Genomic DNA, 24640 nt, shown 5'->3' with positions numbered 1-24640 from the left:
TCCTACAGGTCCGCGTACTGCCAAAGCTGATCGATAGACCCCGGACTTTCCGGGGTTTGTTGTTTCTGGCCCGACCGCTATCATTCGCCGCATCTTCAAGGAGTTTTCCCGATGCTCAATGGCCTGTGGCTTGGCTTTTTCGTAGTGGCGACCGTCTCGGCGCTGGCGCAATGGCTGGTGGGTGGCAACCCCGCGATCTTCGCCGCGATGGTGGAAAGCATCTTCGCCATGGCCAAGCTCTCGGTGGATGTCATGGTCCTGCTGTTCGGCACCCTGACCCTCTGGCTCGGCTTTCTGCGCATCGCCGAAAAGGCCGGGATCGTCGACTGGCTGGCCAAGGCCCTGGGGCCGCTGTTCAGCCGCCTGATGCCGGACGTGCCGCGCGGCCATCCGGCCATCGGCCTGATCACCCTCAACTTTGCGGCCAACGCCCTGGGCCTGGACAACGCCGCCACGCCCATCGGCCTCAAGGCCATGCGTTCCCTGCAGGAGCTCAACCCGAGCCAGACCGTGGCGAGCAACGCGCAGATCCTGTTCCTGGTGCTCAATGCCTCGTCCCTGACCCTGCTGCCGGTAACCATCTTCATGTACCGCGCCCAGCAAGGCGCGGCGGACCCGACCCTGGTGTTCCTGCCGATCCTGCTGGCCACCTGCGCCTCAAGCCTGGTCGGCCTGCTTTCGGTGGCGGTGATGCAGCGCCTGCGGTTGTGGGACCCGGTGGTGCTGGCCTACCTGATTCCCGGCGCTTTACTGCTCGGCGGCTTCATGGCAGTGCTGGCCGGGCTGTCGGCCACGGCGTTGGCCAGCCTGTCGTCGATCCTCGGCAACCTGACGCTGTTCGGCCTGATCATGCTGTTCCTGGTCATTGGCGCGTTACGCAAGGTGAAGGTCTACGAGGCTTTTGTCGAAGGGGCAAAAGAGGGCTTTGATGTCGCCAGGAATCTGTTGCCGTACCTGGTGGCGATGCTCTGCGCGATTGGCGTGCTGCGGGCTTCCGGGGCGCTGGACTTCGGCCTCGACGGCATTCGTCACCTGGTGCAGTGGGCCGGTTGGGATACGCGCTTTGTCGATGCGTTGCCGACAGCGATGGTCAAGCCGTTCTCCGGCAGTGCGGCGCGGGCGATGTTGATCGAGACCATGAAGACCCAGGGCGTGGACAGCTTCCCGGCGCTGGTGGCGGCGACGATCCAGGGCAGCACCGAAACCACCTTCTATGTGCTGGCGGTGTATTTCGGCGCGGTGAATATCCAGCGGGCGCGACACGCGGTGGGCTGCGCCTTGCTGGCGGAACTGGCCGGGGTGCTGGCGGCGATCGGGGTGTGCTATTGGTTCTTCGGCTGAAACCGGTACCTGTCTAGGATGGCGATGCAAGATTCACCGCCGTCATCGCCGGCTTGCTGGCGATGAGGCCCTCAGCGTTTAGCCGAGGCTTCGCCCTGCCGTACCGCCCAGTCGATCAACTGTACCATCAGCTTGTCACCCGCCCGCCCGAAGCCCTCGACCACACCGGGCACCTGCTTGTCACTGAGTGGCTGGCGTACTTCAAAGCGCCGGCTGGCGAGGATCCGCTGGTCAATCCCACGGACCAGCCGCGCATCGAAGCGGATCACCACCTCGGCCCCCTGACCTCGGTACTCGGTCTGGAAGGCCTGCAACTCGCCGCCCAGCTCGAAATCCGCCTGCAGGTTGCTGTCGTCGGTGCTCAGCAGGCGCACCCGGCCGTCGCGCTGGAAGGCGTCGAGAATCCGGTTGCGCAGCAGCACCGGTGCCGGATCGCTCCAACGTGAGGCCTTGTAGTGGCTGATCAGGTCACCCTGGGGCACCACGGCGATATTCGGGCTGTTCAAGGCGTCACTGGCAATCGGCTTGGCAATGCGCAACGACCAGTTGACCGGCTGACTGTTGGGCGCCGGAACACTGTTCTGTGCCGTCGGCAGGCGATAGACATCCGCCGGGTCCGCCTGGGGCAGGATCGAACAGGCGCCGCTCAAGGCCAGGCCGACAACCAGGGTAAGCTGGCTCAATACACGAGGGACATGCCTCATGGGGTGAATTCCTTGTTCTTGTCACGGCCCAGCAAGTAGCCGCTGGGGTTGGCATCCAGGCGCTTGGAGATCGCGCGCAGGGAACTGAGGGTGTCACGCAGTTCACGGATCGCCGGGGCCAGTTCATTCAAGCCCTGTAATCCACTGTTGACCGAGTCCTGGTTTTTGCTCAGCAGCGTGTTGATGGTCGCGGTGCTCTGCTCCAGGGATTGCATGGCCCGTTCGGCGCTGCCAAGGGCCTGCTTGCCCTGGTTGTCGAGCAGGCCGTTGGCGTTGCGCATCAGCGCGGTGGTCTGTTCCAGGGTCGCGCTGACCTGCTTGCTGACCAGGGTCATCTGTTTCAGGGTCTGGCGGATATCGTCGCGCTGGCCGGCAATCGCCCCGGTGGCTTGCTGGAGGTTGTCCAGGGTCTGGCTGACCTGGGCGACGTTTTTCTGCGAGAACATTTCGTTGGCATTGTGCAGCAGCAGGTTGATCCCGCTCATCAGGTCGTTGCTGTCGTTGAGCAGGCGTGAGATCGGCGACGGCGAGGCGATGATCTGCGGCAGGTTGCCATCCTTGCCCTTGAGCTCGGGACTCTGCGGCGTGCCGTCGCTGAGCTGGATCAGCGAGGTGCCGGTGATGCCGGTCAGGGCCAGCTTGGCGCGGGTATCCTCCTTGATCGGCGTGTCGCCGGCCAGGCGGATGCGTGCCAGCACCCGGCGCGGGTCTTTCGGGTCGAGGCTCAGTTGCAGCACGTCGCCGACCTTGATCCCGCTGTATTGCACCGGGCTGCCCTTGGACAGGCCGCTGACCGCCTCGTTGAACACCACTTCATAGTCCTTGAACGCAGTGTCGACACTGGACTTGGCCAGCCACAGGCCGAACAGCAACGCGGCCACGACCACCAGCACACTGAACAGGCCGATCATCACATGATGGGCACGGGTTTCCATCTCATCCCTCCTTGTGCGGGGTTACCGCGTCAAATGCGGCGCGGCCACGCGGGCCATGGAAGTATTCGTGAATCCACGGGTCGTCGGTTTCGGCGACCCGGTCGATGGCATCGGCCACCAGTACGTGTTTCTGCGCCAGCACCGCGACCCGGTCGGTGATGGTGTAGAGCGTGTCGAGGTCGTGGGTGACCAGGAACACACTCAGGCCCAGGGCATCGCGCAGGGTCAGGATCAGTTGGTCGAAGGCCGCCGCGCCGATGGGGTCGAGGCCGGCGGTGGGTTCGTCGAGAAACAGGATGTCCGGGTCCAGCGCCAGGGCGCGGGCCAAGGCGGCGCGCTTGATCATGCCGCCGGACAGCGAGGCCGGGTATTTGTTGGCGGCCGACAGCGGCAGGCCGGCCAAGGCCAGCTTGACCGCCGCCAGGTGTTCGGCATCGCGCCGACTGAGGCCGGCGTGTTCGATCAGCGGCAGGGCGACGTTCTCGGTGACCGTCAGCGAGGAAAACAACGCACCTTTCTGGAACAGCACACCGAAGCGCCGTTCGACCTGGGAACGCGCCTGTTCCGAGAGGCTGCGCAGGTCCTGGCCGAACACCCGTACGCTGCCCTCGCTGGGTTTGCGCAGGCCGACGATACTGCGCAGCAGCACCGACTTGCCACTGCCGGAGCCGCCGACCACGGCGAGGATTTCGCCGCGGTAGAGGTCCAGGTCAAGGTTTTCGTGGACGCTCTGGCTGCCGAAGCGATTGCACAGCCCGCGCACTTCGATCACCGCCTCGCTCGGCGCCCGTGGCGGTCGACTCACCAGCCCATCTCCATGAAGAACAACGCGGCAACGGCATCCAGCACGATCACGATAAAGATCGACTGGACCACGCTGGAGGTGGTGTGGGCGCCGACCGACTCGGCACTGCCGCTGACCTTGAAACCTTCCAGGCAACCGACGGCGGCGATCAGGAAGGCGAAGATCGGCGCCTTGACCATGCCGACGAGGAAATGCTGGACGCCGATATCGGCCTGCAACAGGGACAGGAACATCGCCGGCGAGATCCCCAGGGACAAGGCGCAGACCACGCCGCCGCCGACAATCCCGCAGAGCATCGCCAGGAAGGTCAGCATCGGCAGGGCGATCAGCAGGGCCAGGACCCGGGGCAGCACCAGCAATTCCATGGGATCGAGGCCGAGGGTGCGAATGGCGTCGATCTCCTCGTTGGCCTTCATCGAGCCGATCTGCGCGGTAAAGGCGCTGGCGGTGCGCCCGGCCATCAGGATGGCGGTGAGCAGTACGCCGAACTCACGGAGGAAGGAGAAGGCCACCAGGTCGACGGTGAAGATACTGGCGCCGAAGCTTTTCAACACCGTGGCGCCGAGAAAGGCCACCACGGCGCCCACCAGGAAGGTCAGCAGGGCGACGATCGGGGCGGCGTCGAGGCCGGTCTGTTCGATATGGGCGACGGTCGCGGTCATGCGCCAGCGCCGCGGGTTGAAAATCCCCCGCGCCAGGGTCTCCAGGATCAGGCCGACAAACCCGAGCAGTTGTAGGGTGTCTTGCCAGACGGCATCGACGGCTTTGCCAATGCGTTCGAGCAACTGGATGCCGGCTGCTTCTTCCGGTTCGCGTACCGGTTCGCAGAAATCCGCCAGGGAGCAATACACGGTGTGCAGCAGGGCCCGGTCGGCGGCACTGATGCGGCAGTCCGGGTGTTCGGCCGAACGTCCGAGGCGATCGGCCCCCAGCAGCTCCACCAGCAAGGACGCGCCGGCGGTGTCGAGGGCGCCGAGGTCATTGAGGTCGATATCGGTGCTGGCGTCGTATTGGCCAACCAATTGGGCGGCCCGCTGCTTCAGATTGGTGTAATGGGCCAGCGTCCAGTCACCACTGATCCTCAGGCGCGCGGGACTGCTCGAGGTATCCAGGTGGGCGGTGCCGGCCGTTGCGCTAATGATTGAAAGCTCCGTGCTTAACAGACATTGATACTGGCCTCTGTAATAGCACGATCTGGCCCCTGATCTCTAGTCGCTCACCTTGAAGCGCAGCACGCCGAGCATCTGGCCGCCCTCGGTCAGTACTCGCACCTGCCAGTCACCGGTGGGGTCGGCCGGGAAGTTCTGCTTGTGCGACCAGGCGCGATAACCTTCCTTGCGCCCGCCATGGATATCCAGGGCGATGCGGTCGACTTCGCGGCCGTTGAACTGCCAGACGTGGTAGATCCGCTCGTCCAGCCCGCGCGGCGCACTGATCGAGGTGTAGGCATACAGCCCATCCTTGCGCACCTGCTGGGTGCTGACTTGCTCCAGGCCCTCACCCGGGGTGCGGTCCTGCAGCTCGGTGGTCACCGCGACTTCGGTCATCCACAAGGTCGCCGGCGGCACCCACGAGCGCAGGAACCAGCCCGCGCCGCCAATCGCCAGGGTCACGCCGATCAGCATCAACCAGCCGCGCAAGCTGCGCAGCGGCAGGCTCACCGCCAGGCTCGGGATCGATAACAGCATGGCGATGCCCAGGGCCAGCTGGTAGCTCTGGGGCGTGGTCAGGTGCAGGATGATCGGCAGCGCGGTGAGCAGCGCGGCGAACAGCGTCAGGGTATGCAATCCCAGCAGCAGCCAGCGTTTCGGCGAGAGCCAGTTGTAGTACAGCGGATCGATGATCGAGACCAGCGCCGCCGCGCCGAGCAGCCCGGTGAACAGCAACTGGCTGCTGTTCCAGGTGGTGGTAATGAAAAAGAACGGCAGGACAAAGGACAGGCTTTGCTGGTGGATCATCTGCGTGGCATAGCGCAGCAGCGGCTCGGGGATATCGTGTTTGAACAGGCGACTGAAGAACTGCGTCAGGACGTTCTCCAGCATCAACCAGAGCCAGCTCACCAGCAGAATGACCGCAATCCAGCTGGCGGAGTTCTGCTGGCGATCAACCAGGATGAAACTGGCGATACCGGAGCAGAAACCGAAAGCCGCAATCACCCCTGGATAACGCTTCATCAGTGCGAGGAGGCGTTGGATATGCAGGGTCCAGTTCGGCATTCGGCAGTTCACAGTCAGGCAGTTGAAAGATCGCGACACAATACCGTTTCAGGCGCGATTAGTCGTGTTTGTGGTGGCCCCATCGCGAGCAAGCTTGCTCCTACAGGACTCGCGTCGTACGCAAAGCCCGGGCACGACACAAATCCTGTAGGAGCAAGCTTGCTCGCGATGAACGATAACGCGGTCTAGCGTCGATAAGCCCGCCAACCCAGCAGCCCGATCAGCAGCAAGCCCGCGAGGGCGGCGCCCAGGCCGATCAGCTGTTCATCGCTGAGCAGCGGTTTTTCGATCCGCAGGTAGCCCGGCTGCTTGAACAACTGGCGCAGCGCCTGGTTGGCATCCGCCAGCGTCACCGCCCGCAGGGCCTGGGCCGGGTCGGCAAAATGGCCGTCCTCGTAGTCGCCCAGCGCCCCCCAGTAATAGTCGGCCAGGGCACTGTTGCCCTGCACCGCCCAGGCCTGGCGGGCAATGGCGGCTTGTTGCAGGCGGGCGAAGGTGTCCGGGTCGAGGCCGTCCTTGAGCAGGCGGGCCCTGAGCGCTTCGAGCACCTGTCGGGCGTCGTCCAGATTATCGCGTTCGACATCGGCGTTGACGCTGAAGAAGCCGACGCCGCCCAGCACTTCGCGTTCGCTCCACGGCCCATAGGACAGGCCGTGGTCCAGGCGCAAATGCCGATACAGCGCCCAGTCCAGATAGTCCTTGAGCAGATCGAAGGTTTCGTCGGGCAGCCCTTCCAGCGCCGGCTCCGGAAACAGCCAGTGGATTTTCGCCCCGTTGCCGACCCAGCCGCGTGGCAGGTCGCGTTGCGCGGCGGCGGCCTGGTCATGGATTTCCGGCAGCGGCAGGTGGTCATTGGGCTCGATCGGTGCCAGGGCGCCGAAGGCCCGGTCCAGGTAGGCCGGGAGCAGGCGATCAAGCTCGCCGACCATGATCAGGGTCATATTGTTCGGCGCGTACCAGTTCTTGCGCACGGCCTCCAACTGCTCCCGGGTCAGGTGCTGGACATCGGCGCGCTCGGCGCATTTGAGTCCCAGCTCCACCGCCAGCTGGTTGCTGGCGTTGTGACCGAAGTCCTGGCGGTCCAGCCAGCGCTGCAAGTGCGAGTAATGGCCGCCCTCCTCGCGCTCCACCACCTGTTTGGCGGCGGTGATGGCGTTGTCGCTGAGCTCGGTACGGGTGAGGATCTCCAGCAGCAGGTCGAGAATCTTGCGCTGGTTGGCGGCCGGGGCCTCGATCACGAAGGTGGTGTCGGCGTTGCTGGTGTAGGCGTTCCATTCGCCACCCAGGGCCTGCATGCGTTCTTCCAGGCCGCCTTCACCGCTGGCGTCGACGCCACTGAACAACAGGTGTTCGAGCAGGTGTGGCAGTTCCTTGTCGGCACAGGAGAAATCGTCGAACCCGACCCCCACCACCAGGCGGATCGCCACGTGGCCGCGTTCGCTGCCGGGTTTGAGCAGCAGTTGCAGGCCGTTGGGCAATTGATAACCCTCGACCTGGAAGCGATCGAGGGCGGCGGCGTGCAGGGTATTGAGCAGCAGGCAGGCGAACAGCAGGCAACGCATAACCATTTTCCGAAGGCGGGGTCCTACGCACAGACAACGGTGCAACCATGGACGTTCAAGACGATTGGCTGATGTCGTCGAGTTCTTCCGAGGCCAGGGCGCCGGTCTCGGCGGTTTCCAGCACCGCATAGGCGCTGCCGCAGAATAACGAATTCAGGCGTTTCATGTCGGCAATCAGCTCCAGATGCAGCGAACTGGTTTCCAGGCTCTGCACCACGCCGCGCTGCAGGCGACTGACGTGGGCGTGGGCCAGGCGCCGTTCCTGGGCGCGGAAACGACGCTTTTCTCGCAGCAGTTGCCGGGCGGTCTGGGGATCGGCCCCGAGGAACACCGTGAGGCCCAGGCGCAGGTTGTCGATCAATTGCCGGTGCAGCCCGGCGAGCTCTTCCAGGCCGTCCTCGGAAAACGAGCGGCGCTGCGAGGTCTTCTGCCGCTGCACCTTGCGCAGCATCTGCTCGATCAGGTCGGCGGCCAGCTTCAGGTTGACCGCCAGTTCAATGATTTCCGCCCAGCGCCGGCTGTCCTGTTCGCCGAGGTCTTCCCGGGGCATCTGCGCCAGGTAGAGTTTGACCGCGCTGCAAAGCACCTCGACATCGTCGCACAGACGACGTATCTCGATGGCCACGGCGGTCTGCTTGCCGTTGAGCACATTGAGCATGGCGTCGAGCATGCTGTCGATCAGGTCGCCGATGCGCAGGGTTTCCCGTACGGCGTTGGACAGCGCCAGGCTCGGTGTGTCGAGGGCGGCGGGGTCGAGATGACGGGGCTTGGCCTTGCCGTTGACCTCGGGCCGTTCCGGCAGCAGCCAGGCACAGACCCGGGCCATCGGGCCGACACTGGGCAGCAGCAAGACGCAGCGCGCGGTGTTGTAGAGCAGGTGGAAGCCGATCACGATTTCCTGGGGGCTGTACTCGAGGCCATCGAGCCAGTGTGCCAGCGGGGTCAGCGCCGGGATGATCAGCAGCAGGCCGATCAGCTTGTACAGCAGGCTGCCGAGGGCCACCTGGCGGCCGGCGGCGTTCTGCATGCTGGTGCCGAGGAAGGCCAGCACGCCGCTGCCGATGTTCGCGCCGATCACCAGGCCGATGGCCACCGGCAGGCTGATCACGTCGGCGCCGGCCAGGGTCGCGGTCAGCAGCACGGCGGCGAGACTGGAATAGGAGACCATGGCAAACAGCGCGCCGACCAGGGCATCGAGAAGGATATCGCCGGTCAGGGAGGCGAACATCACCTTCACCCCCTGGGCGTGGGTGATGGGCGCGGCGGCTTCGACGATCAGTTGCAGGGCGAGGATGATCAGTCCCAGGCCGATGCCCACGCGACCGAGCTGGCCGGCGCGGGTCTGCTTGCGCGAGAGGAAAAAGATCACCCCGATGAAGATCAATAGCGGCGACAGCCAGGACAGGTCGAAGGTCAGCACCCGGGCCATCAGCGCGGTACCGACGTCGGCGCCGAGCATCACCGCCAGCGCCGGGGTCAGGGTCATCAGGCCCTGGCCGACGAAGGAGGTGACCAGCATGGCAGTGGCATTGCTGCTCTGGACCATGGCGGTGACCAGGATCCCGGCGACAAAGGCCAGCGGACGCTTGGACATATTGCGGCCGATGACGTGGCGCAGGTGTGAACCGTAGACCCGCAGGATGCCGGTACGGACGATGTGCGTGCCCCAGATCAGCAGGGTCACGGCGGAAAGCAGATTGAGCAGGGTCAGCATGGACGGCCCCCTGGCATGACGGGTGCCCCATGGGGGCAAGTTCGGATTGTGACGGTTCGCCTTTTTTCTACGACTTGTCCTTAAGCTGTAGTTGGCTATTTGGCCGAGCGCCAGCATCGCATGACCGGCGCCGGGCTTGAAACAAAAATGTCATATTTTCATAAGGCGTCGTGGGAACCGGTTTTCCGGCCCCCACCGTTCAGGGTTATTGACCCGCCACATCCTTGTGTCGTTCCCCGGCTTCGTGTTCCTGCTTCTTTTTCTGCATAGCGGTACGCATCTTGATGTTGATCGCTTCCACCGCCAGGGAGAAGGCCATGGCGAAGTAGACATAGCCCTTGGGCACATGCACATCGAAGGCTTCGGCGATCAGCACGGTGCCGACCACGATCAGGAACGACAGCGCGAGCATCTTCAGCGACGGGTGCTTGTCGATAAAGTCGCCGATGGTCTTCGAGGCCAGCATCATCACCAGCACCGCCACCACGATCGCCGCGATCATCACCGGCACATGGGAGACCATGCCCACGGCGGTAATCACCGAGTCGAGGGAGAACACGATGTCGATAATGGCGATCTGGATGATGGTGTAGAGGAAGTTGCCGCCCTTGCCTTTCGGCCCTTCGCCGGCTTCTTCCTCGCCTTCCATGCCGTGGTAGATCTCCTGGGAGCTTTTCCACAGCAGGAACAGGCCGCCGAAGAACAGGATCAGGTCACGTCCGGAAATACCCTGGCCGAAGACCACGAACAGGTCGTCGGTCAGGCGCATGACCCAGGTGATCGACAGCAACAGCAGGATCCGCGTGACCATCGCCAGGGCCAGGCCGAAGATCCGCGTGCGCTGCTGCATGTGCCGGGGCATGCGGCTGACCAGGATCGAGATCATGATGATGTTGTCGATGCCCAGGACAATCTCCAGGGCGGTCAGGGTGAAAAAGGCCACCCAGATTTCCGGGTTGGTCAGCCAATCCATATCTATTCCTTTGAACGAGTATTTGAGCCGTATCGGCGCCGGGCTTCAGCTTCTGAAGTCCGGCGCCGACGCGACAGTGAATCATTGCCTTATAGACTGCCGTACAGCGGAAAGGTCCCCAGCAACAAGGCGGCCAGCAGGATGCACAGGCACACCAGCACCGCCCACTTGAGGGTGAAGCGCTGGTGATCGCCGAACTCGATACCGGCCAGGGCCACCAGCAGGTAGGTCGAGGGCACCAGCGGGCTCAACAGGTGGACGGGCTGGCCGACGATCGAGGCACGGGCCATTTCCACCGCGCTGATGCCGTAATGGCTGGCGGCTTCGGCCAGTACCGGCAGCACGCCATAGTAGAAGGCGTCATTGGACATGAAAAAGGTGAACGGCATGCTCACCAGCGCGGTAATCGGCGCCAGGTAAGGGCCGAGTGCCGGCGGGATCACCGCCAGCAGGCTCTTGGACATGGCGTCGACCATGCCGGTGCCGGACAGGATACCGGTGAAGATCCCGGCGGCGAAGATCAGCCCGACCACTGCCAGCACACTGCCGGCGTGGGCGGCGACGCGCTCCTTCTGCTGTTGCAGGCAGGGATAGTTGACGATCATGGCGATACTGAACGCCACCATGAACAGCACCGGCAACGGCAGGAGACCGGCGATCAGCGCGCCCATCAGGGCGATGGTCAGGGCGCCGTTGAACAGGATCAGTTTCGGCCGGCGGGCGTCGGGGTATTGCGAGACGCTGATTTCGCTGTGGTCGACTTCATCGCCGACAACATGCAGTTCGCCCAGGCGTGCTCGCTCGCGCAGGCCATAGAAGTAGGCGATGGCCAGGATCGCCAGCACTCCCGCGAGCATGGCCGGGATCATCGGCACGAAGATATCCGAGGGGTCGACGTGCAGCGCGCTGGCGGCACGGGCGGTCGGGCCGCCCCAGGGGGTCATGTTCATCACCCCGCCGGCGAGGATGATCAGCCCGGCCATGATCCGCGGGCTCATGCCGATGCGGCTGTACAGCGGCAGCATGGCGGCGACGCAGATCATATAGGTGGTGGCGCCGTCCCCGTCGAGGGACACCACCAGGGCCAGCACGGCGGTGCCCACCGAGACTTTCAGCGGGTCGCCCTTGACCAGCTTGAGGATCTTGCGCACGGCCGGGTCGAACAGGCCGGAGTCGATCATCAGGGCGAAATACAGGATGGCGAACATCAGCATCACGCCGGTGGGCGCGAGCTTGGTGATGCCGTCGATCATCATCTTGCCGATCCCCGCGGCAAAGCCGCCGAACAGGGCGAAGACAATGGGTACGATGATCAGGGCGATCAGCGCGGACAGGCGCTTGGTCATGATCAGGTACATGAAGGTAATGACCATGGCAAAGCCAAGGAAAGTCAGCATGGGGAGGCTCCGGGCGTAACGCGGCTGGGGAAAGGCGAAGCGACTGGGGTCAGTGCTGGGCGAGCGGCGCGAAAGGGACGAACGGAGTTGCAGCGAACAGGCGGGTCGTAGCGGACATCGGTATCACCATCTTATTGTTGTGAAGGGGCCGTCGAGCGTCTTCAAGACGCGCCACGGCCGACCGGTCTGGTGCCGGCGGTGAGGTGATGCTAAAGGGGCAAGCTTTCAGCCAGCTTTCGCTGGCGGCTTGGGGGAGAAAAAACTGTGGAGGCGTCGTCGAGCTGCGCGGTCAGGGCAGCTCCAACCCGCCCGCCGCCTTGTGCAGCGCCCGCAGGTGTTCGCCGACCATCTTCAGGTTGGTTTCGCTGGCCTCGATCTGCGCTTCCCGGGCCGGGTCCAGCAACTTGCGGATCTCCTTGTCGAGGTCGCCGGTCAGCCGTTGCAATTGCTGCTGGCGCTGGCTGCTCTCGGCTTCCAGGCGCTTCCACTCGGACGGTTGTGGCAAGCCGTAGCCGCTGCTGCCGAGCAATTCCGCCGGACGACTGAGGTAGCCACTGTTGGCAAGGATCTCCTGCAAGGTGCGGTTGGCCTTGTCCATGTCGTTGTCCTTGAGCTTGATGTCGCGGGCACCGAGGTACTTCTGTTTCACCTCGTCCTGGGCCAGCAGCAACTGTCGGCGAAAGCTCGCCTGCTCCAACAACAGCATGGCCGCGCTGGCCCGCAGGTTGGCCTGGGCAAACCATGGGCGCCGGGCTTCGGCGGGCTGCGACAACCAGTCCTCGACGGTTTCCTGCTTGATCGGCAACTGTTTTCTCAAGACATCGAACATGGCCTGGTAGCGATCCCGGTAGGAGTCGAAGCGGTAACCCAGGCGCAAGGCCTCACGGGGATCGTCGAGCACGCTGGTGTCGGCCAGGCCACGGCCCTTGAGTACCTCCAGCAAACCATTGGGGACAATGCTGTCCAGGCCCTTGAGCTGGGCGTTGTCGCTGCCGCTGCGCAACAGCTTCAAGGTCTCCACCGCGCAGTTGTTGCTGATGAAGTAGTAGTTGCCGTCGTAGCTCCAGTGCATTTCGGCGGCATGCTCGACCACTTCCTCGATTTCCTTGCGCGACAGCTTCAGCGGCACCGAGGCCAGGCTGCGCAGTTCGGTCTTGGTGTATTCGTCGATCACCTGGGACAGCGGCAAGACGAACAGCCGCGACGGATAGGCCCCGTTCAGCCCACCCCAGGTCGAAAGCTGGACGTCGTTGACGAAAGCGCGATAGGACAGCACCAGGTGCTGGTCCAGATCCAGCCGGCAATCCGGCCCCCGTGGCCGGCCCGGGGCACAGATCACCAGGCGCAGCATGCTGTGGCCCCAGCGGCTGACCCAGTTCTGGTTGGCTTCGGCCAGCAGGTAGTCGACTTCGTAGACCCGCTCGGGGTCGATCTTGCCCAGGGGCGTCTTGCCGAAGTCATTGCCGGCGTTGAGGAACGGGAACGCCCGGTCGCAGCTGTCCTTGGCCGGTGGCGCCCAACCGAAGCGTTCCTGGTAGTAGCGATACAGTGCCGGACGGCGACAGGCGTAGGCCGGGTCGAGGAGGAAGTACTCCATATTGACCGCGACGAACTCCTTGGGATTGGTGGTCTCGTAGATATCCGGGCTGCGCACGACCTGGCTGTTGCGCTGTTCCCGCTGGCCACGGGTGCCGACCACTTGTGGCCAGCCGGCGAGGTCGAGCAGGCGCGGGTCATCGCTGAGGGTAAAGCGTCGGCCGGTCTGGCCCCGGCATTGATCGGGCAGGCCGACCAGGCCGGTATTGCTGTCACGCTGGGTGCAGCGCTGGATCAGCGTCCGTTCGGCGTCGGGCCACAAGCGGGCGCGGTCATAAATATGGGTCAGTTCGTGAAGAACGGTGGCGAGCATTTCCTCGCGCACGGTGCCGTGGGACCGATTGGTTTTTTTCGTCGCGGCCGAACCGTCCACCAGGCCGGGCAACAGCCTGCGATTGAGGTCCACTTCGGAGACCAATGAGGCCTCGCCGTAGGCGTTGTCCGGCATCTGGGTCGACCAGACAAAATCAATGCTGCGGTCCAGCTGTTCGATAAAACGCGGCGGCAGATGGGCCATGGCCTCATCGATCAACACTTGGCTGGCCTGTTGCTCGGCCGGGCTCAGACCTTCGGTCTTGAGGTGCAATTGCAGGCTGGCCTGGGCCGCGTTGCCGAACAGCAACAGGGCGCAGGCCAGCAGCCCGCCGGTGAGTAATCTCACAGGGCGAGAATGGCTTCGGCGAGGTCTTGATCGCTGGCGTCACGGGCGCCTGGCACTTCAGTACGCAAGGCGGCAAAGGCGGCTTCCAGGTGGGCCCCACGGATATCGCCCTGGCTGGCGACGAAACTGGCGGCGTCGTCGTGGGCTTCCCGGACCACTTTCGAGTCGCGGATCGAGGTGGTGGTGTCCGAGGTGAAGTCGAGGGTACGGCCCGTGGCCCGTACAAGCATATTGCTGGTAGCCACCAGGGTGTGCGCCGAAGCCACGTCGGTCAGCAACAGCAGGCCGAGGGCGGCGGCGATCAGGGGGGTACGCATGTAAAGGTCTCCGGGAATGCAAAGTGACTATTGGACGAGAATTGCCTGGGCCAGTTCAAGGTCGCTGGCATGAAGTTTTGGCTGGGTTCGGCGCAGGTACGCCAGGGCCGACTCCAGTTGCGCGCCGCGCAGTTGGCCATCGCTGGCTACAAAAGCGGCTGCGTCATCCTGGGCGGCCAGTATCAGTTTACGGTCGAAGGGCGCGGTGGTCACTTGGCTGGTGACATAACCGCTGCCGACCAGGGTCTGGGTGGTCAGGTCGAAGGCCTGGGCCTGGCTGATCCAGGCGAGCGCTATGAACAATAAGGTGAGTGAACGCATGGGTCTCTATGTCTTATTGAGCGAGCGCCCAGGCTAGCGGAATCCACGGCCCATGCGCCAGGGTTTCAGATGGCCAGGATCGCCTGGGCCAACTGTGCATCGCTGGCCTGCAATTGCGGGGCCTGGCGACGGATGGTGTCGAAGGCGCTTTCCAGCTTCACGCTGCGGATCTGGCCATTGCTGGCGACGAAGCTGGCGGCGTCATCCTGGGCCGCACGCACGATCTTGTTGTCGCGCAACGACGAGGTGGCATCGGACGAGGCGTCGGAAGTGGCCTTGAGGGCGCCGACCAACGAGTCGGTGGTGACAATAAAGCTGCTGGCATGGGCGGCGCTGGCCAGGGTCAACAGGGCGGCGGCACTCAGCAGGCGAAGGCGGGACATGGTGAATCTCCAGGGGTATGAAGAGGAACGGTGGCAGCGGATAAAGGCCGCCACTCGAACACAATGGACGATAAACCTCAGACGCACATTCCGCGCTGCTGGCTACCTAAGACCGCGATATTAGACAGAGTTCCCTGCCTGCTGAAAGCGAGTTTCGTCGGCTGATCCGCGGTTTAGAGGCGTTCGTTCAGGTTGAGCAAAAGTGTACTGGTATATTTTTATATCTATATAACTGTACCTGTCTGGCGTTTTCTCGCGCCTTTTCCTGAAATCCACTTGCCGGAAACGACAAAGCCCGTCGCGGTTTCCCGCGACGGGCTCTGTTTTTTCAATTCGGGTGCTGGCGGTGGACCCGGTGGGTCAGGGCCAGCGAGCGCTGCTTAGCGCCAGAACGGCTTGCTCAACTCTTCGTAACGCTGTGCTTCGCTGATCCCGGCATCGGCCAGCAGACGCGAATCCAGGCGAGCCAGTTGATGGCGGCTGGCAATGCGGCGCTGCCACAACATCAGGTTGGCGAGAACGCGCAGAGGCATCGAAGCTTGAGCGTCAGTAGCGGTGTTTTCGTAGAACATGTCGGAACTGAGTGTACGTTCCATGATTAGCATCCTTCCGCTTGTGGCGGGATTAGGTAGTGGTTTAACTGATGCCAATGATCCTCCTCTTTGCCTAGTCTCTGTAGATACAGTTCATCTGTATTGTGAGGGCTCAGTTAACTGTTTAAGGGTGCTGTACTGCTCGAAACTGAGGCAACTGTACCTGTCTGCCTCTAAATGGTGCATTTTAGTCTGGCCGAGGGAGATCCGAGGTGATTCAAGGTGGGAAATGACCGGTACAGCAGTACAGTTTTTCTCACATTACCGAGAAATGCAGAGGGGCTGACGAAACTGTGTTTGCGTCAGCGCCCAACTGTATCAATCAGCTCGGCAGCATCTTCCCGGTTTCGTCCAGGTTGATGTGCCAACTCAGTGCTTCACGGAGGATGTGTGGGGTGTGACCGCCCAGGGCACAGGCACGATTGAAGTAACTGTTCAGGGCTTCGCGGTAGTCCGGATGCACACAGTTGTCGATCACCACCCTCGCCCGTTCCCGTGGCGCCAGGCCGCGCAGGTCGGCCAGGCCGATTTCGGTGACGAGGATATCCACGTCATGCTCGGTGTGGTCGACGTGGCTGACCATGGGCACCACGCTGGAAATGGCCCCGCCTTTGGCAATGGACTTGGTGACGAAGATCGCCAGGTGCGCGTTGCGGGCGAAGTCGCCGGAGCCGCCGATGCCGTTCATCATCCGCGTACCGCAGACGTGGGTGGAGTTGACGTTGCCGTACAGGTCGAACTCCAGGGCGGTGTTGATGGCGATGATGCCCAGGCGCCGCACCACTTCCGGGTGGTTGGAGATTTCCTGCGGGCGCAGTACCAGCTTGTCTTTATAGTGTTCCAGGTTGCCGAACACATCGCTGTTGCGCCGGCTCGACAAGGTGATCGAGCTGCCGGAGGCGAAGGACAGCTTGCCGGCGTCGATCAGGTCGAAGGTCGAGTCCTGCAGCACTTCGGAGTACATGGTCAGGTCTTCGAACGGCGAGTCGATCAGGCCGCACATCACCGCGTTGGCGATGTTACCGATCCCGGCCTGCAGCGGGCCGAGCTTGTTGGTCATGCGCCCGTCGGCCACTTCTTCCTTGAGGAAGGCGATCAGGTGACTGGCAATGGCCTGGGTGTCGTCGTCTGGCGGGGTGACGGTGGACGGCGAGTCGGGCTGGTTGGTGATCACGATGGCAACGATCTTGGCCGGGTCGATCGGGATCGCGGTGCTACCGATGCGGTCGTCGACCTTTACCAGCGGGATCGGCGTGCGGGTCGGCCGGTAGCTGGGGATATAGATGTCGTGCAGGCCTTCCAGGTTCGGATTGTGCGCCAGGTTGATCTCGACGATCACCTGCTTGGCAAAGATCGCGAAGCTGGCCGAGTTGCCCACCGAAGTGGTCGGCACGATATGCCCCTCTTCGGTGATGGCCACGGCTTCGATCACCGCCAGGTCCGGCAGCTTGAGCTGCTTGTTGCGCAGTTGCTCGACGGTTTCCGACAGGTGCTGGTCGATAAACATCACTTCGCCGGCGTTGATCGCCTTGCGCAGGGTGCTGTCCACCTGGAATGGCATACGGCGCGACAGCACGCCGGCTTCGGTGAGCTGTTTATCGAGGTCGTTGCCCAGGCTGGCACCGGTCATCAGGGTGATTTTCAGCGGCGACGTCTTGGCGCGCTCGGCCAGTGCATGGGGCACGGCCTTGGCTTCACCGGCGCGGGTGAAGCCGCTCATGCCGACGGTCATGCCGTCCTGAATCAGGGCGGCAGCGTCGGCTGCGCCCATGACCTTGTCCAACAACGAAGGCAAGCGAATACGATCACGGTACATGGCGTGTTATCTCAGGCAACGGAAGCAAGATGCGCAGTCTAGAGGTTTCAAAAAGTTTCGCCGCGCGACCAAGGTCGAATGCCGATTGAGGATTCAGCGCCTTTGGTCGGTTTTTTGCGGGCAAAGAAAAACCCCAGCCTACGGGAGGCCGGGGTTTTCGATATTGCGTTAGCGCAAGCTTTTACTCGACAGCCTTGACCATGTCCTCGATGACCTTCTTCGCATCGCCGAAGACCATCATGGTCTTGTCGAGGTAGAACAGTTCGTTGTCCAGGCCGGCATAACCGCTGGCCATGGAGCGCTTGTTGACGATGATGGTCTTGGCCTTGAAGGCCTCGAGAATCGGCATGCCGGCAATCGGCGATTTCGGATCGTTCTTCGCCGCCGGGTTGACCACGTCGTTGGCGCCGAGCACCAGCACCACGTCGGCCTGGCCGAACTCGGAGTTGATGTCTTCCATCTCGAACACCTGGTCGTAAGGCACTTCGGCCTCGGCCAGCAGCACGTTCATATGCCCGGGCATGCGTCCTGCCACCGGGTGGATCGCGTATTTCACGGTCACGCCACGGTGGGTCAGCTTCTCGGTCAGTTCCTTGAGCGCATGCTGTGCCCGGGCCACCGCCAGGCCGTAGCCGGGCACGATGATCACGGTGTCGGCGTTGGTCAGCAGGAAGGTGGCGTCATCCGCCGAGCCGGATTTCACCGGACGGGCTTCCTTCGAACCGGCCGGGCCCGCTGCGTCGGCCGTGTTGCCGAAGCCGCCGAGCAGCACGTTGAAGAACGAGCGGTTCATGGCCTTGCACATGATGTACGAGAGGATCGCACCGCTTGAACCCACCAGGGAGCCGGCGATGATCAGCATCGAGTTGTTCAGCGAGAAGCCGATCCCCGCCGCGGCCCAGCCGGAGTAGCTGTTGAGCATCGACACCACCACCGGCATGTCGGCGCCGCCGATGGGGATGATGATCAGCACGCCGAGGACGAAGGCCAGGGCCAGCATCAGGGCGAAGGCATTGAGGTTGCCGGTGAGCATAAAGGTCAGGCCGAGGCCGAGGGTGGCCAGGCCCAGCAGCAGGTTCAGTTTATGCTGCCCGCCAAACTGTACCGGTGCGCCCTGGAACAGGCGGAACTTGTACTTGCCCGACAGCTTGCCGAAGGCGATCACGGAACCGGAGAAGGTAATCGCACCGATCGCGGCACCGAGGAACAGCTCCAGGCGATTGCCCGGCGGGATCGAATCCCCCAGCTGTTTGACGATACCCAGTGATTGCGGCTCGACCACCGCGGCGATGGCGATAAACACCGCCGCCAGGCCGATCATGCTGTGCATGAAGGCGACCAGTTCCGGCATCTTGGTCATCTCGACCCGCTTGGCCATGATCGAACCGGCGGTGCCGCCGATCAGCAGGCCGACGATTACGTAGCCGATGCCGGCCGTGGCCAGCTCGGCACCCAGCTTATAGATGAGGCCGATGGTGGTGAGGATCGCCAGGGCCATGCCGAGCATGCCGAACAGATTGCCGCGCCTTGACGTGGTCGGGTGCGACAAGCCCTTGAGGGCCTGGATAAAGCAGATCGACGCGATCAGGTAGAGCGTCGTGACGAGATTCATGCTCATTACTTGGGCGCCTCTTCTTTTACCGCTTTCGGGGCTTTTTTCTTGAACATCTCAAGCATGCGGCGGGTCACCAGGAAGCCACCGAACACATTGACCGCCGCCAGCGCGACGGCCAGGGTGCCCATGGTCTTGCCCAGCGGGGTCACGGTCAGGGCGGCGGCCAGCATGGCGCCGACGATGACGATCGCCGAGATTGCGTTGGTCACCGCCATCAAGGGCGTGTGCAGCGCAGGTGTAACGTTCCAGACCACGTGGTAACCGACATAAATCGCCAGCACGAAGATGATCAGGTTGTAGATACCGGGGGAGATAAGCTCTTCCATCGTCTGAATCCCTGCTTAGGCGTTTTTGCGGATGACTTGGCCGTCGCGGCACATCAGGCACGCGGCGACGATGTCGTCTTCGAGGTTCACTTCGAATTGGCCTTCCTTGTTGAAGACCAGCTTGAGGAAGTCCAGCAGGTTGCGCGCATAGAGTGCCGAAGCATCCGCCGCGACTGCGCCGGCCAGGTTGGTCGGGCCGCAAATGGTCACGCCATTTTCGACCACCACCTGGTCCGCCAAGGTCAGCGGGCAGTTGCCGCCTTGCGCTGCCGCGAGGTCGATGACCACCGAGCCGGGCTTCATCTGCGCGACGGTCTCGGCGCTCAGCAGCACCGGCGCCTTGCGACCGGGGATCAGCGCGGTGGTGATGACGATATCGGCCTGCTTGGCGCGCTCGTGCACCGCCAGGGCCTGGCGCTGCATCCAGCTGGCGGGCATCGGCCGGGCATAACCGCCGACGCCGACCGCGCATTCGCGTTCTTCATCGGTCTCATAAGGCACGTCGACGAACTTGGCGCCGAGGGATTCGATCTGTTCCTTTACCGCAGGGCGCACGTCAGAGGCCTCGATCACCGCACCCAGGCGCTTGGCGGTGGCGATGGCCTGCAGGCCGGCCACGCCCGCCCCCAGAATCAGCACGCGCGCCGCTTTCACGGTACCCGCCGCCGTCATCAGCATTGGCATGAAGCGCGGGTAGTGATGGGCCGCCAGCAACACTGCCTTGTAGCCGGCAATGTTGGCCTGGGACGACAGCACATCCAGGCTCTGGGCGCGGGAGGTGCGTGGCGCGGCCTCCAGGGCAAAGGCGGTGATGCCGTGTTCGGCGAGCTTGGCGAGGGTTTCGTTGTTGAACGGATTGAGCATACCCACCAGGACGGTGCCGCGCTTGATCAGCGTCAGTTCGCTGTCGCTGGGCGCCACCACCTTGAGGATCAGCTCGGCGCCAAAGGCGTCGTTGGCGTTGCCAATGGCCGCCCCCGCCGCTTCATAGGCACTGTCGACAACGCTGGCGTTAAGCCCGGCGCCGCTTTGCACAGTGACCTTATGACCCTGGCCGATCAGCTTCTTGATGGTTTCCGGGGTTGCAGCAACCCGGGTTTCACCCGTCTGGGTTTCGAGAGGAACACCAATGTGCACGTCAAATCTCCTGCGTGATCTTTTTTATAAGAGGCCAGCGCACTGCGGATGGTGCGTCTGGAGCGGCCGATCAGCACGATCCCGCCGGATTTGTCGGCGGGGCGCGGCATTTTGCAGGTGAAAACCACACCCTTCAAGATATTCTGAAAGGTGACGCAAGATTAACTACAAGTCACGCTGTGACCAAATGTCGCATGTAAACGCCATGAGCCCATAATACAGGGGGCTCACAAGGATTCTGGCTGGAATTGAAGAAAATTCGAATCGGTGGCGTGAATGAGTCGGTATTGGACGGAAATAGGCCTTACAAGCCTTGCTGGCAGGCACTTTCGTACCAAATTTGCGGGTATCGGTACAGTCTGCCTAAAGGCGACATATTGTTATATCTGTAGGTATTAAGAGTAACTGACTACAGGGTCAGGTAATTGCTGTGGGCCTTGAAGACAGGAGGCTATAGCCGTGCGCCTGGTTTACCAGCCAGTCACGAAAAGCGCGCAAGGACGCCGATTCGACCTTTCGCTCGGGAATCATCAGGTAATACGCCTTGATGCTGGACAACGCATTGGGGTTGGCGATCACCAGGCGCCGCTCTTCCAGTTCCCGCTGGATCAGGAAGGGTGGAATCAGCGCGACGCCCATCTCGTGCATGGCGGCCTGGGCCAGCATGGAGAATAGCTCGTAACGCGGGCCTGTCATGTCCCGCGGCACATTCAGCTCCTGGGCGTTGAACCACTGGCGCCAGGCATAGGGTCGGGTGGTCTGTTGCAGCAGCGGCAGTTCGGCGATCCGCGTGGCGCTGAGGCTTTGCTGGCTGCCCAGCAGGCTGGGGCTGCACACCGGCATGGGGTTCTCGCCCATCAGCCGATGGGACTCGGTACCCGACCAGTCGGCATCGCCGAAGTAGATCGCGGCGTCGAAGTCGGTATCGGCGAAAAGAAACGGTCGGGTGCGGTTGGTCAGGTTGACGGTGACTTCCGGGTGCTGCTGCTGGAAGTCCTTGAGCCTGGGCAGCAGCCATTGGGTGCCGAAGGTCGGGACCACGGCCAGTTCGATGACGTTGGCGCCCTGCTGCCCCATGACTGACAGCGTGTCGCGTTCCACCGCGTCCAGCTGCGTGGCGACCCGCCGACTGTAGGAAAGCCCTGCTTCGGTCAGCTTTACGCCGCGTCGGGAGCGTCGGAACAGTTCGACGCCAAGAAACTCCTCCAGGCTGGCGATCTGTCGGCAAATGGCACCTTGAGTGAGGGAGAGCTCCTGGGCGGCCTTGGTAAAACTCTCGTGACGGGCCGCGGCTTCGAAGCTGATCAGTGCGGTGGTACTGGGGATTTTGCGGCGCATGTACGGCAACCTCACTAAAGGTGGTGCTAAATAGCGGTTGAAAGCTTTTCGGAGTGAGAAATTAGCACAACAGTATGCGAAATCCTCGTTTGCCGGATGGCTGGGTGGCGCCTAGGATCAGTCCAGACCTTTTTCACTGACTTCACGAGGACTCACCCATGGGCGCCAAGGCAAGCTTCAACTGGATCGATCCCCTGCTGCTGGATCAACAGCTCACCATCGATGAGCGCATGATCCGCGACACGGCCGAGCAATTCGCCCAGGACAAGTTGGCGCCACGGGTGCTCGAAGCCTTCCGTCATGAAAAGACCGACCCGGCGATCTTCCGTGAAATGGGCGAAGTCGGCCTGTTGGGTGCGACCATTCCGGTGGAGTACGGTGGCAGCGGGCTGAACTATGTCAGCTACGGCCTGATCGCCCGGGAAGTCGAGCGTGTCGATTCGGGCTATCGCTCGATGATGAGTGTGCAGTCTTCCCTGGTAATGGTGCCGATCAATGAGTTCGGCACCGAGGCACAAAAGCAGAAGTACCTGCCGAAGCTGGCCTCCGGCGAATGGATTGGCTGTTTTGGTCTGACCGAGCCGAACCATGGTTCCGACCCGGGCGCGATGATCTGTCGTGCACGCAAGGTCGACGGCGGCTACAGCCTGACCGGCAGCAAGATGTGGATCACCAACAGCCCGATCGCCGATGTGTTCGTGGTCTGGGCCAAGGACGATGCCGGGGATATCCGTGGTTTCGTGCTCGAGAAAGGCTGGAAGGGGCTGAGTGCTCCGGCGATTCACGGCAAGGTCGGCCTGCGGGCATCGATCACCGGTGAGATCGTCATGGATAACGTGTTTGTCCCTGAAGAGAACATCTTCCCTGAAGTGCGTGGCTTGAAAGGCCCGTTCACTTGCCTCAACTCCGCGCGTTATGGCATTTCCTGGGGGGCACTGGGCGCCGCCGAGTTCTGCTGGCACACCGCTCGCCAGTACACCCTGGACCGTCAACAGTTCGGCCGGCCATTGGCGGCGACCCAACTGATCCAGAAGAAGCTGGCCGATATGCAGACCGAGATCACCCTCGCCCTCCAGGGCTGCCTGCGTCTGGGGCGGATGAAGGATGAAGGTACCGCGGCGGTGGAAATCACTTCGATCATGAAGCGCAATTCCTGCGGCAAGTCCCTGGATATCGCCCGTATGGCTCGTGACATGCTCGGTGGCAACGGCATCTCCGACGAGTTCGGGATCGCCCGTCATCTGGTGAACCTGGAAGTGGTGAATACCTATGAAGGGACCCATGACGTCCATGCGCTGATCCTCGGGCGCGCGCAGACCGGCCTCCAGGCGTTCTATTAATAGAAGGAGCTTGGCTCATGGGCGCGCTATCGCATCTGCGAGTGCTGGATTTGTCGCGAGTATTGGCCGGGCCCTGGTCCGGCCAGATCCTGGCGGACCTTGGGGCGGAGGTGATCAAGGTCGAGCGGCCGGGTAATGGCGACGATACCCGTGCCTGGGGGCCGCCCTTCCTTAAGGACGCCTACGGCGAGAACACCACGGAGGCGGCTTATTATCTGTCGGCCAACCGTAACAAGCAGTCGGTGACCATCGATTTCACCCAGCCCGAGGGGCAGCGTCTGGTGCGGGAGCTGGCGGCCAAGTCCGATATCCTGATCGAGAACTTCAAGGTGGGTGGCTTGGCGGCTTATGGGTTGGATTATGGGTCGCTCAAGGCGCTCAACCCGAAGCTGATCTATTGCTCGATCACCGGCTTCGGTCAGACCGGACCCTATGCCAAGCGTGCCGGCTATGACTTCATGATCCAGGGGCTGGGTGGGCTGATGAGCCTGACCGGTCGGCCCGAGGGTGATGAAGGTGCCGGGCCGGTGAAGGTGGGTGTGGCGTTGACCGATATTCTGACCGGGTTGTATTCCACGGTGGCGATTCTGGCGGCCCTGGCCCATCGCGATCAGGGTGGCGGCGGCCAGCATATCGATATGGCGTTGCTGGATGTGCAGGTGGCGTGCCTGGCGAACCAGGCCATGAACTACCTGACCACCGGAGTGGCGCCCAAGCGTCTGGGTAATGCCCATCCGAATATCGTGCCGTATCAGGACTTCCCGACGGCTGATGGTGATTTCATCCTGACGGTGGGCAATGACGGACAGTTCCGCAAGTTTGCCGAGGTGGCGGGTCAGCCGCAGTGGGCGGACGATCCACGGTTTAAGACCAATACGCAGCGGGTGGCCAACCGGGCGGTGCTGATTCCGTTGATTCGCCAGGCGACGGTGTTCAAGACCACGGCCGAGTGGGTGACACAGTTGGAGCAGGCGGGTGTGCCATGCGGGCCGATCAACGATCTGTCGCAGGTGTTCGCCGATCCCCAGGTGCAGGCCCGTGGCCTGGCGGTAGAGTTGCCGCATCCGCTGGCGGGAGTGGTGCCGCAGGTGGCGAGTCCGATCCGGTTGTCCGCGACTCCGGTGGAGTATCGCAACGCCCCTCCTCTATTGGGTGAGCACACGCTGGAGGTGTTGCAGCGGGTGTTGGGCCTGGCGCCGGAGGCGGTCGCGGCATTGCGTGAAGCGGGAGTCCTCTAAGGCGTCCCGTTCTCTTCTATATAGAAGCACCACAAGGCTTGAGGCATGCACCGTCCTTGTTGGCGTCCGGCTTACAGGTGATGACCTCCTTGAGGTCGCTAAAAGCTTCGCGGGCAAGCTCCGCTCCCACGGGATCGAGTCACACCGCGAACTATCGGTCAGGCCTGGAGACTGTGGGAGCGGAGCTTGCCCGCGAAGGCGTCAGTACAGACACCGCAAAACCCGGGACGCGCACTGTTTTTGACCTTTATGACAGAAAAGTGAAAATAAGCGTTGACGGGAAATTCTGTGGCTCTATAATTCGCCCCACTT

Annotated in this window: 22 protein-coding genes; 3 read left to right on the top strand and 19 right to left on the bottom strand. The window is 62.7% G+C overall.

Annotated elements, in window-relative coordinates:
* Positions 1–111: 111 nt before the first annotated feature.
* On the top strand, positions 112–1341 hold the full coding sequence (locus HX830_RS27790; RefSeq protein ID WP_152736521.1) for a nucleoside recognition domain-containing protein: 1230 nt from the start codon (positions 112–114) through the stop codon (positions 1339–1341).
* 71 nt (positions 1342–1412) lie between these two features.
* Here HX830_RS27790 and HX830_RS27785 read toward each other — a convergent pair whose 3' ends face one another.
* From HX830_RS27785 to HX830_RS27695, 19 genes are all read right to left on the bottom strand, one after another.
* On the bottom strand, positions 1413–2045 hold the full coding sequence (locus HX830_RS27785; RefSeq protein ID WP_177103872.1) for an ABC-type transport auxiliary lipoprotein family protein: 633 nt from the start codon (positions 2043–2045) through the stop codon (positions 1413–1415).
* Positions 2042–2980, bottom strand: coding sequence for an MlaD family protein (locus tag HX830_RS27780; RefSeq protein WP_152736519.1), 939 nt, complete (start codon positions 2978–2980; stop codon positions 2042–2044). Before HX830_RS27780 ends, HX830_RS27785 begins: the two co-directional genes overlap by 4 nt.
* Before the next feature lies 1 nt (position 2981).
* On the bottom strand, positions 2982–3785 hold the full coding sequence (locus HX830_RS27775; protein ID WP_103496287.1) for an ABC transporter ATP-binding protein: 804 nt from the start codon (positions 3783–3785) through the stop codon (positions 2982–2984).
* The gene (locus HX830_RS27770) at positions 3782–4927 is read right to left on the bottom strand and encodes an ABC transporter permease (RefSeq protein WP_177104017.1); all 1146 of its coding nucleotides are present in this window, start codon (positions 4925–4927) and stop codon (positions 3782–3784) included. The genes HX830_RS27775 and HX830_RS27770 overlap by 4 nt, the downstream gene beginning before the upstream one ends.
* A gap of 66 nt (positions 4928–4993) precedes the next feature.
* Entirely contained in the window at positions 4994–6001 is a 1008-nt protein-coding gene (locus HX830_RS27765) for a DUF5924 family protein (RefSeq protein WP_103496289.1), read from the bottom strand.
* A 185-nt stretch (positions 6002–6186) separates the two neighbouring features.
* Positions 6187–7563: a M16 family metallopeptidase gene (locus tag HX830_RS27760; protein ID WP_177103870.1), complete on the bottom strand. Its 1377-nt coding sequence runs from the start codon at positions 7561–7563 to the stop codon at positions 6187–6189.
* Positions 7564–7618: 55 nt separating this feature from the next.
* Positions 7619–9277, bottom strand: coding sequence for a Na/Pi cotransporter family protein (locus HX830_RS27755; RefSeq protein WP_177103868.1), 1659 nt, complete (start codon positions 9275–9277; stop codon positions 7619–7621).
* Between the two features lie 205 nt (positions 9278–9482).
* Positions 9483–10250, bottom strand: a complete 768-nt coding sequence (locus HX830_RS27750; RefSeq protein WP_103496292.1) for a TerC family protein — start codon at positions 10248–10250, stop codon at positions 9483–9485.
* A gap of 89 nt (positions 10251–10339) precedes the next feature.
* A complete protein-coding gene (locus HX830_RS27745) occupies positions 10340–11647 on the bottom strand; it encodes a CitMHS family transporter (protein WP_177103866.1) in 1308 nt (435 codons plus the stop codon).
* A 289-nt stretch (positions 11648–11936) separates the two neighbouring features.
* Complete coding sequence (locus HX830_RS27740) at positions 11937–13904, bottom strand: DUF7844 domain-containing protein (RefSeq protein WP_177103864.1); 1968 nt, start codon at positions 13902–13904, stop codon at positions 11937–11939.
* A complete protein-coding gene (locus HX830_RS27735; protein ID WP_103496297.1) occupies positions 13901–14221 on the bottom strand; it encodes a DUF2388 domain-containing protein in 321 nt (106 codons plus the stop codon). Before HX830_RS27735 ends, HX830_RS27740 begins: the two co-directional genes overlap by 4 nt.
* Before the next feature lie 27 nt (positions 14222–14248).
* Positions 14249–14542: a DUF2388 domain-containing protein gene (locus tag HX830_RS27730; protein ID WP_177103862.1), complete on the bottom strand. Its 294-nt coding sequence runs from the start codon at positions 14540–14542 to the stop codon at positions 14249–14251.
* 65 nt (positions 14543–14607) lie between these two features.
* Positions 14608–14925, bottom strand: coding sequence for a DUF2388 domain-containing protein (locus tag HX830_RS27725; RefSeq protein ID WP_103496299.1), 318 nt, complete (start codon positions 14923–14925; stop codon positions 14608–14610).
* 380 nt (positions 14926–15305) lie between these two features.
* On the bottom strand, positions 15306–15521 hold the full coding sequence (locus tag HX830_RS27720) for a DUF1127 domain-containing protein (RefSeq protein WP_100940038.1): 216 nt from the start codon (positions 15519–15521) through the stop codon (positions 15306–15308).
* A gap of 319 nt (positions 15522–15840) precedes the next feature.
* On the bottom strand, positions 15841–17334 hold the full coding sequence (locus tag HX830_RS27715; RefSeq protein WP_103496300.1) for an acetyl-CoA hydrolase/transferase family protein: 1494 nt from the start codon (positions 17332–17334) through the stop codon (positions 15841–15843).
* 181 nt (positions 17335–17515) lie between these two features.
* Complete coding sequence (locus tag HX830_RS27710) at positions 17516–18952, bottom strand: NAD(P)(+) transhydrogenase (Re/Si-specific) subunit beta (RefSeq protein ID WP_100940040.1); 1437 nt, start codon at positions 18950–18952, stop codon at positions 17516–17518.
* On the bottom strand, positions 18952–19275 hold the full coding sequence (locus tag HX830_RS27705) for an NAD(P) transhydrogenase subunit alpha (protein WP_003187010.1): 324 nt from the start codon (positions 19273–19275) through the stop codon (positions 18952–18954). Before HX830_RS27705 ends, HX830_RS27710 begins: the two co-directional genes overlap by 1 nt.
* A 15-nt stretch (positions 19276–19290) precedes the next feature.
* Entirely contained in the window at positions 19291–20412 is a 1122-nt protein-coding gene (locus HX830_RS27700) for a Re/Si-specific NAD(P)(+) transhydrogenase subunit alpha (RefSeq protein ID WP_177103859.1), read from the bottom strand.
* A 417-nt stretch (positions 20413–20829) separates the two neighbouring features.
* Positions 20830–21750, bottom strand: a complete 921-nt coding sequence (locus HX830_RS27695; protein ID WP_177103857.1) for a LysR family transcriptional regulator — start codon at positions 21748–21750, stop codon at positions 20830–20832.
* Between the two features lie 158 nt (positions 21751–21908).
* Between HX830_RS27695 and HX830_RS27690 the strand changes: the two genes are divergently transcribed.
* Together HX830_RS27690 and HX830_RS27685 are read left to right on the top strand one after the other, a co-directional pair.
* Positions 21909–23090 carry an acyl-CoA dehydrogenase gene (locus tag HX830_RS27690; RefSeq protein WP_100940044.1) on the top strand — a complete coding sequence of 394 codons (1182 nt, stop codon included), beginning with the start codon at positions 21909–21911 and terminating at the stop codon, positions 23088–23090.
* A 17-nt stretch (positions 23091–23107) separates the two neighbouring features.
* The gene (locus HX830_RS27685) at positions 23108–24328 is read left to right on the top strand and encodes a CaiB/BaiF CoA transferase family protein (protein ID WP_177103855.1); all 1221 of its coding nucleotides are present in this window, start codon (positions 23108–23110) and stop codon (positions 24326–24328) included.
* Positions 24329–24640: the final 312 nt, after the last annotated feature.

Origin of the sequence: Pseudomonas gingeri (genome assembly GCF_013385425.1) — a bacterium.
In the GTDB taxonomy this organism is placed as follows: domain Bacteria; phylum Pseudomonadota; class Gammaproteobacteria; order Pseudomonadales; family Pseudomonadaceae; genus Aquipseudomonas; species Aquipseudomonas gingeri_D.
This window is presented reverse-complemented; position numbering and strand designations above follow the sequence as displayed.

Excerpts from the sequence above, each read along its gene's own strand:
- HX830_RS27790 (WP_152736521.1), top strand. The coding sequence starts at position 112 with ATGCTCAATGGCCTGTGGCTTGGCTTTTTCGTAGTGGCGACCGTCTCG.
- HX830_RS27750 (WP_103496292.1), bottom strand. The coding sequence starts at position 10,250 with ATGGATTGGCTGACCAACCCGGAAATCTGGGTGGCCTTTTTCACCCTG.
- HX830_RS27720 (WP_100940038.1), bottom strand. The coding sequence starts at position 15,521 with ATGGAACGTACACTCAGTTCCGACATGTTCTACGAAAACACCGCTACT.
- HX830_RS27755 (WP_177103868.1), bottom strand. The coding sequence starts at position 9,277 with ATGCTGACCCTGCTCAATCTGCTTTCCGCCGTGACCCTGCTGATCTGG.
- HX830_RS27780 (WP_152736519.1), bottom strand. The coding sequence starts at position 2,980 with ATGGAAACCCGTGCCCATCATGTGATGATCGGCCTGTTCAGTGTGCTG.
- HX830_RS27690 (WP_100940044.1), top strand. The coding sequence starts at position 21,909 with ATGGGCGCCAAGGCAAGCTTCAACTGGATCGATCCCCTGCTGCTGGAT.
- HX830_RS27745 (WP_177103866.1), bottom strand. The coding sequence starts at position 11,647 with ATGCTGACTTTCCTTGGCTTTGCCATGGTCATTACCTTCATGTACCTG.
- HX830_RS27785 (WP_177103872.1), bottom strand. The coding sequence starts at position 2,045 with ATGAGGCATGTCCCTCGTGTATTGAGCCAGCTTACCCTGGTTGTCGGC.
- HX830_RS27765 (WP_103496289.1), bottom strand. The coding sequence starts at position 6,001 with ATGCCGAACTGGACCCTGCATATCCAACGCCTCCTCGCACTGATGAAG.
- HX830_RS27725 (WP_103496299.1), bottom strand. The coding sequence starts at position 14,925 with ATGTCCCGCCTTCGCCTGCTGAGTGCCGCCGCCCTGTTGACCCTGGCC.
- HX830_RS27715 (WP_103496300.1), bottom strand. The coding sequence starts at position 17,334 with ATGTACCGTGATCGTATTCGCTTGCCTTCGTTGTTGGACAAGGTCATG.
- HX830_RS27685 (WP_177103855.1), top strand. The coding sequence starts at position 23,108 with ATGGGCGCGCTATCGCATCTGCGAGTGCTGGATTTGTCGCGAGTATTG.
- HX830_RS27695 (WP_177103857.1), bottom strand. The coding sequence starts at position 21,750 with ATGCGCCGCAAAATCCCCAGTACCACCGCACTGATCAGCTTCGAAGCC.
- HX830_RS27730 (WP_177103862.1), bottom strand. The coding sequence starts at position 14,542 with ATGCGTTCACTCACCTTATTGTTCATAGCGCTCGCCTGGATCAGCCAG.
- HX830_RS27760 (WP_177103870.1), bottom strand. The coding sequence starts at position 7,563 with ATGCGTTGCCTGCTGTTCGCCTGCCTGCTGCTCAATACCCTGCACGCC.
- HX830_RS27710 (WP_100940040.1), bottom strand. The coding sequence starts at position 18,952 with ATGAGCATGAATCTCGTCACGACGCTCTACCTGATCGCGTCGATCTGC.
- HX830_RS27735 (WP_103496297.1), bottom strand. The coding sequence starts at position 14,221 with ATGCGTACCCCCCTGATCGCCGCCGCCCTCGGCCTGCTGTTGCTGACC.
- HX830_RS27705 (WP_003187010.1), bottom strand. The coding sequence starts at position 19,275 with ATGGAAGAGCTTATCTCCCCCGGTATCTACAACCTGATCATCTTCGTG.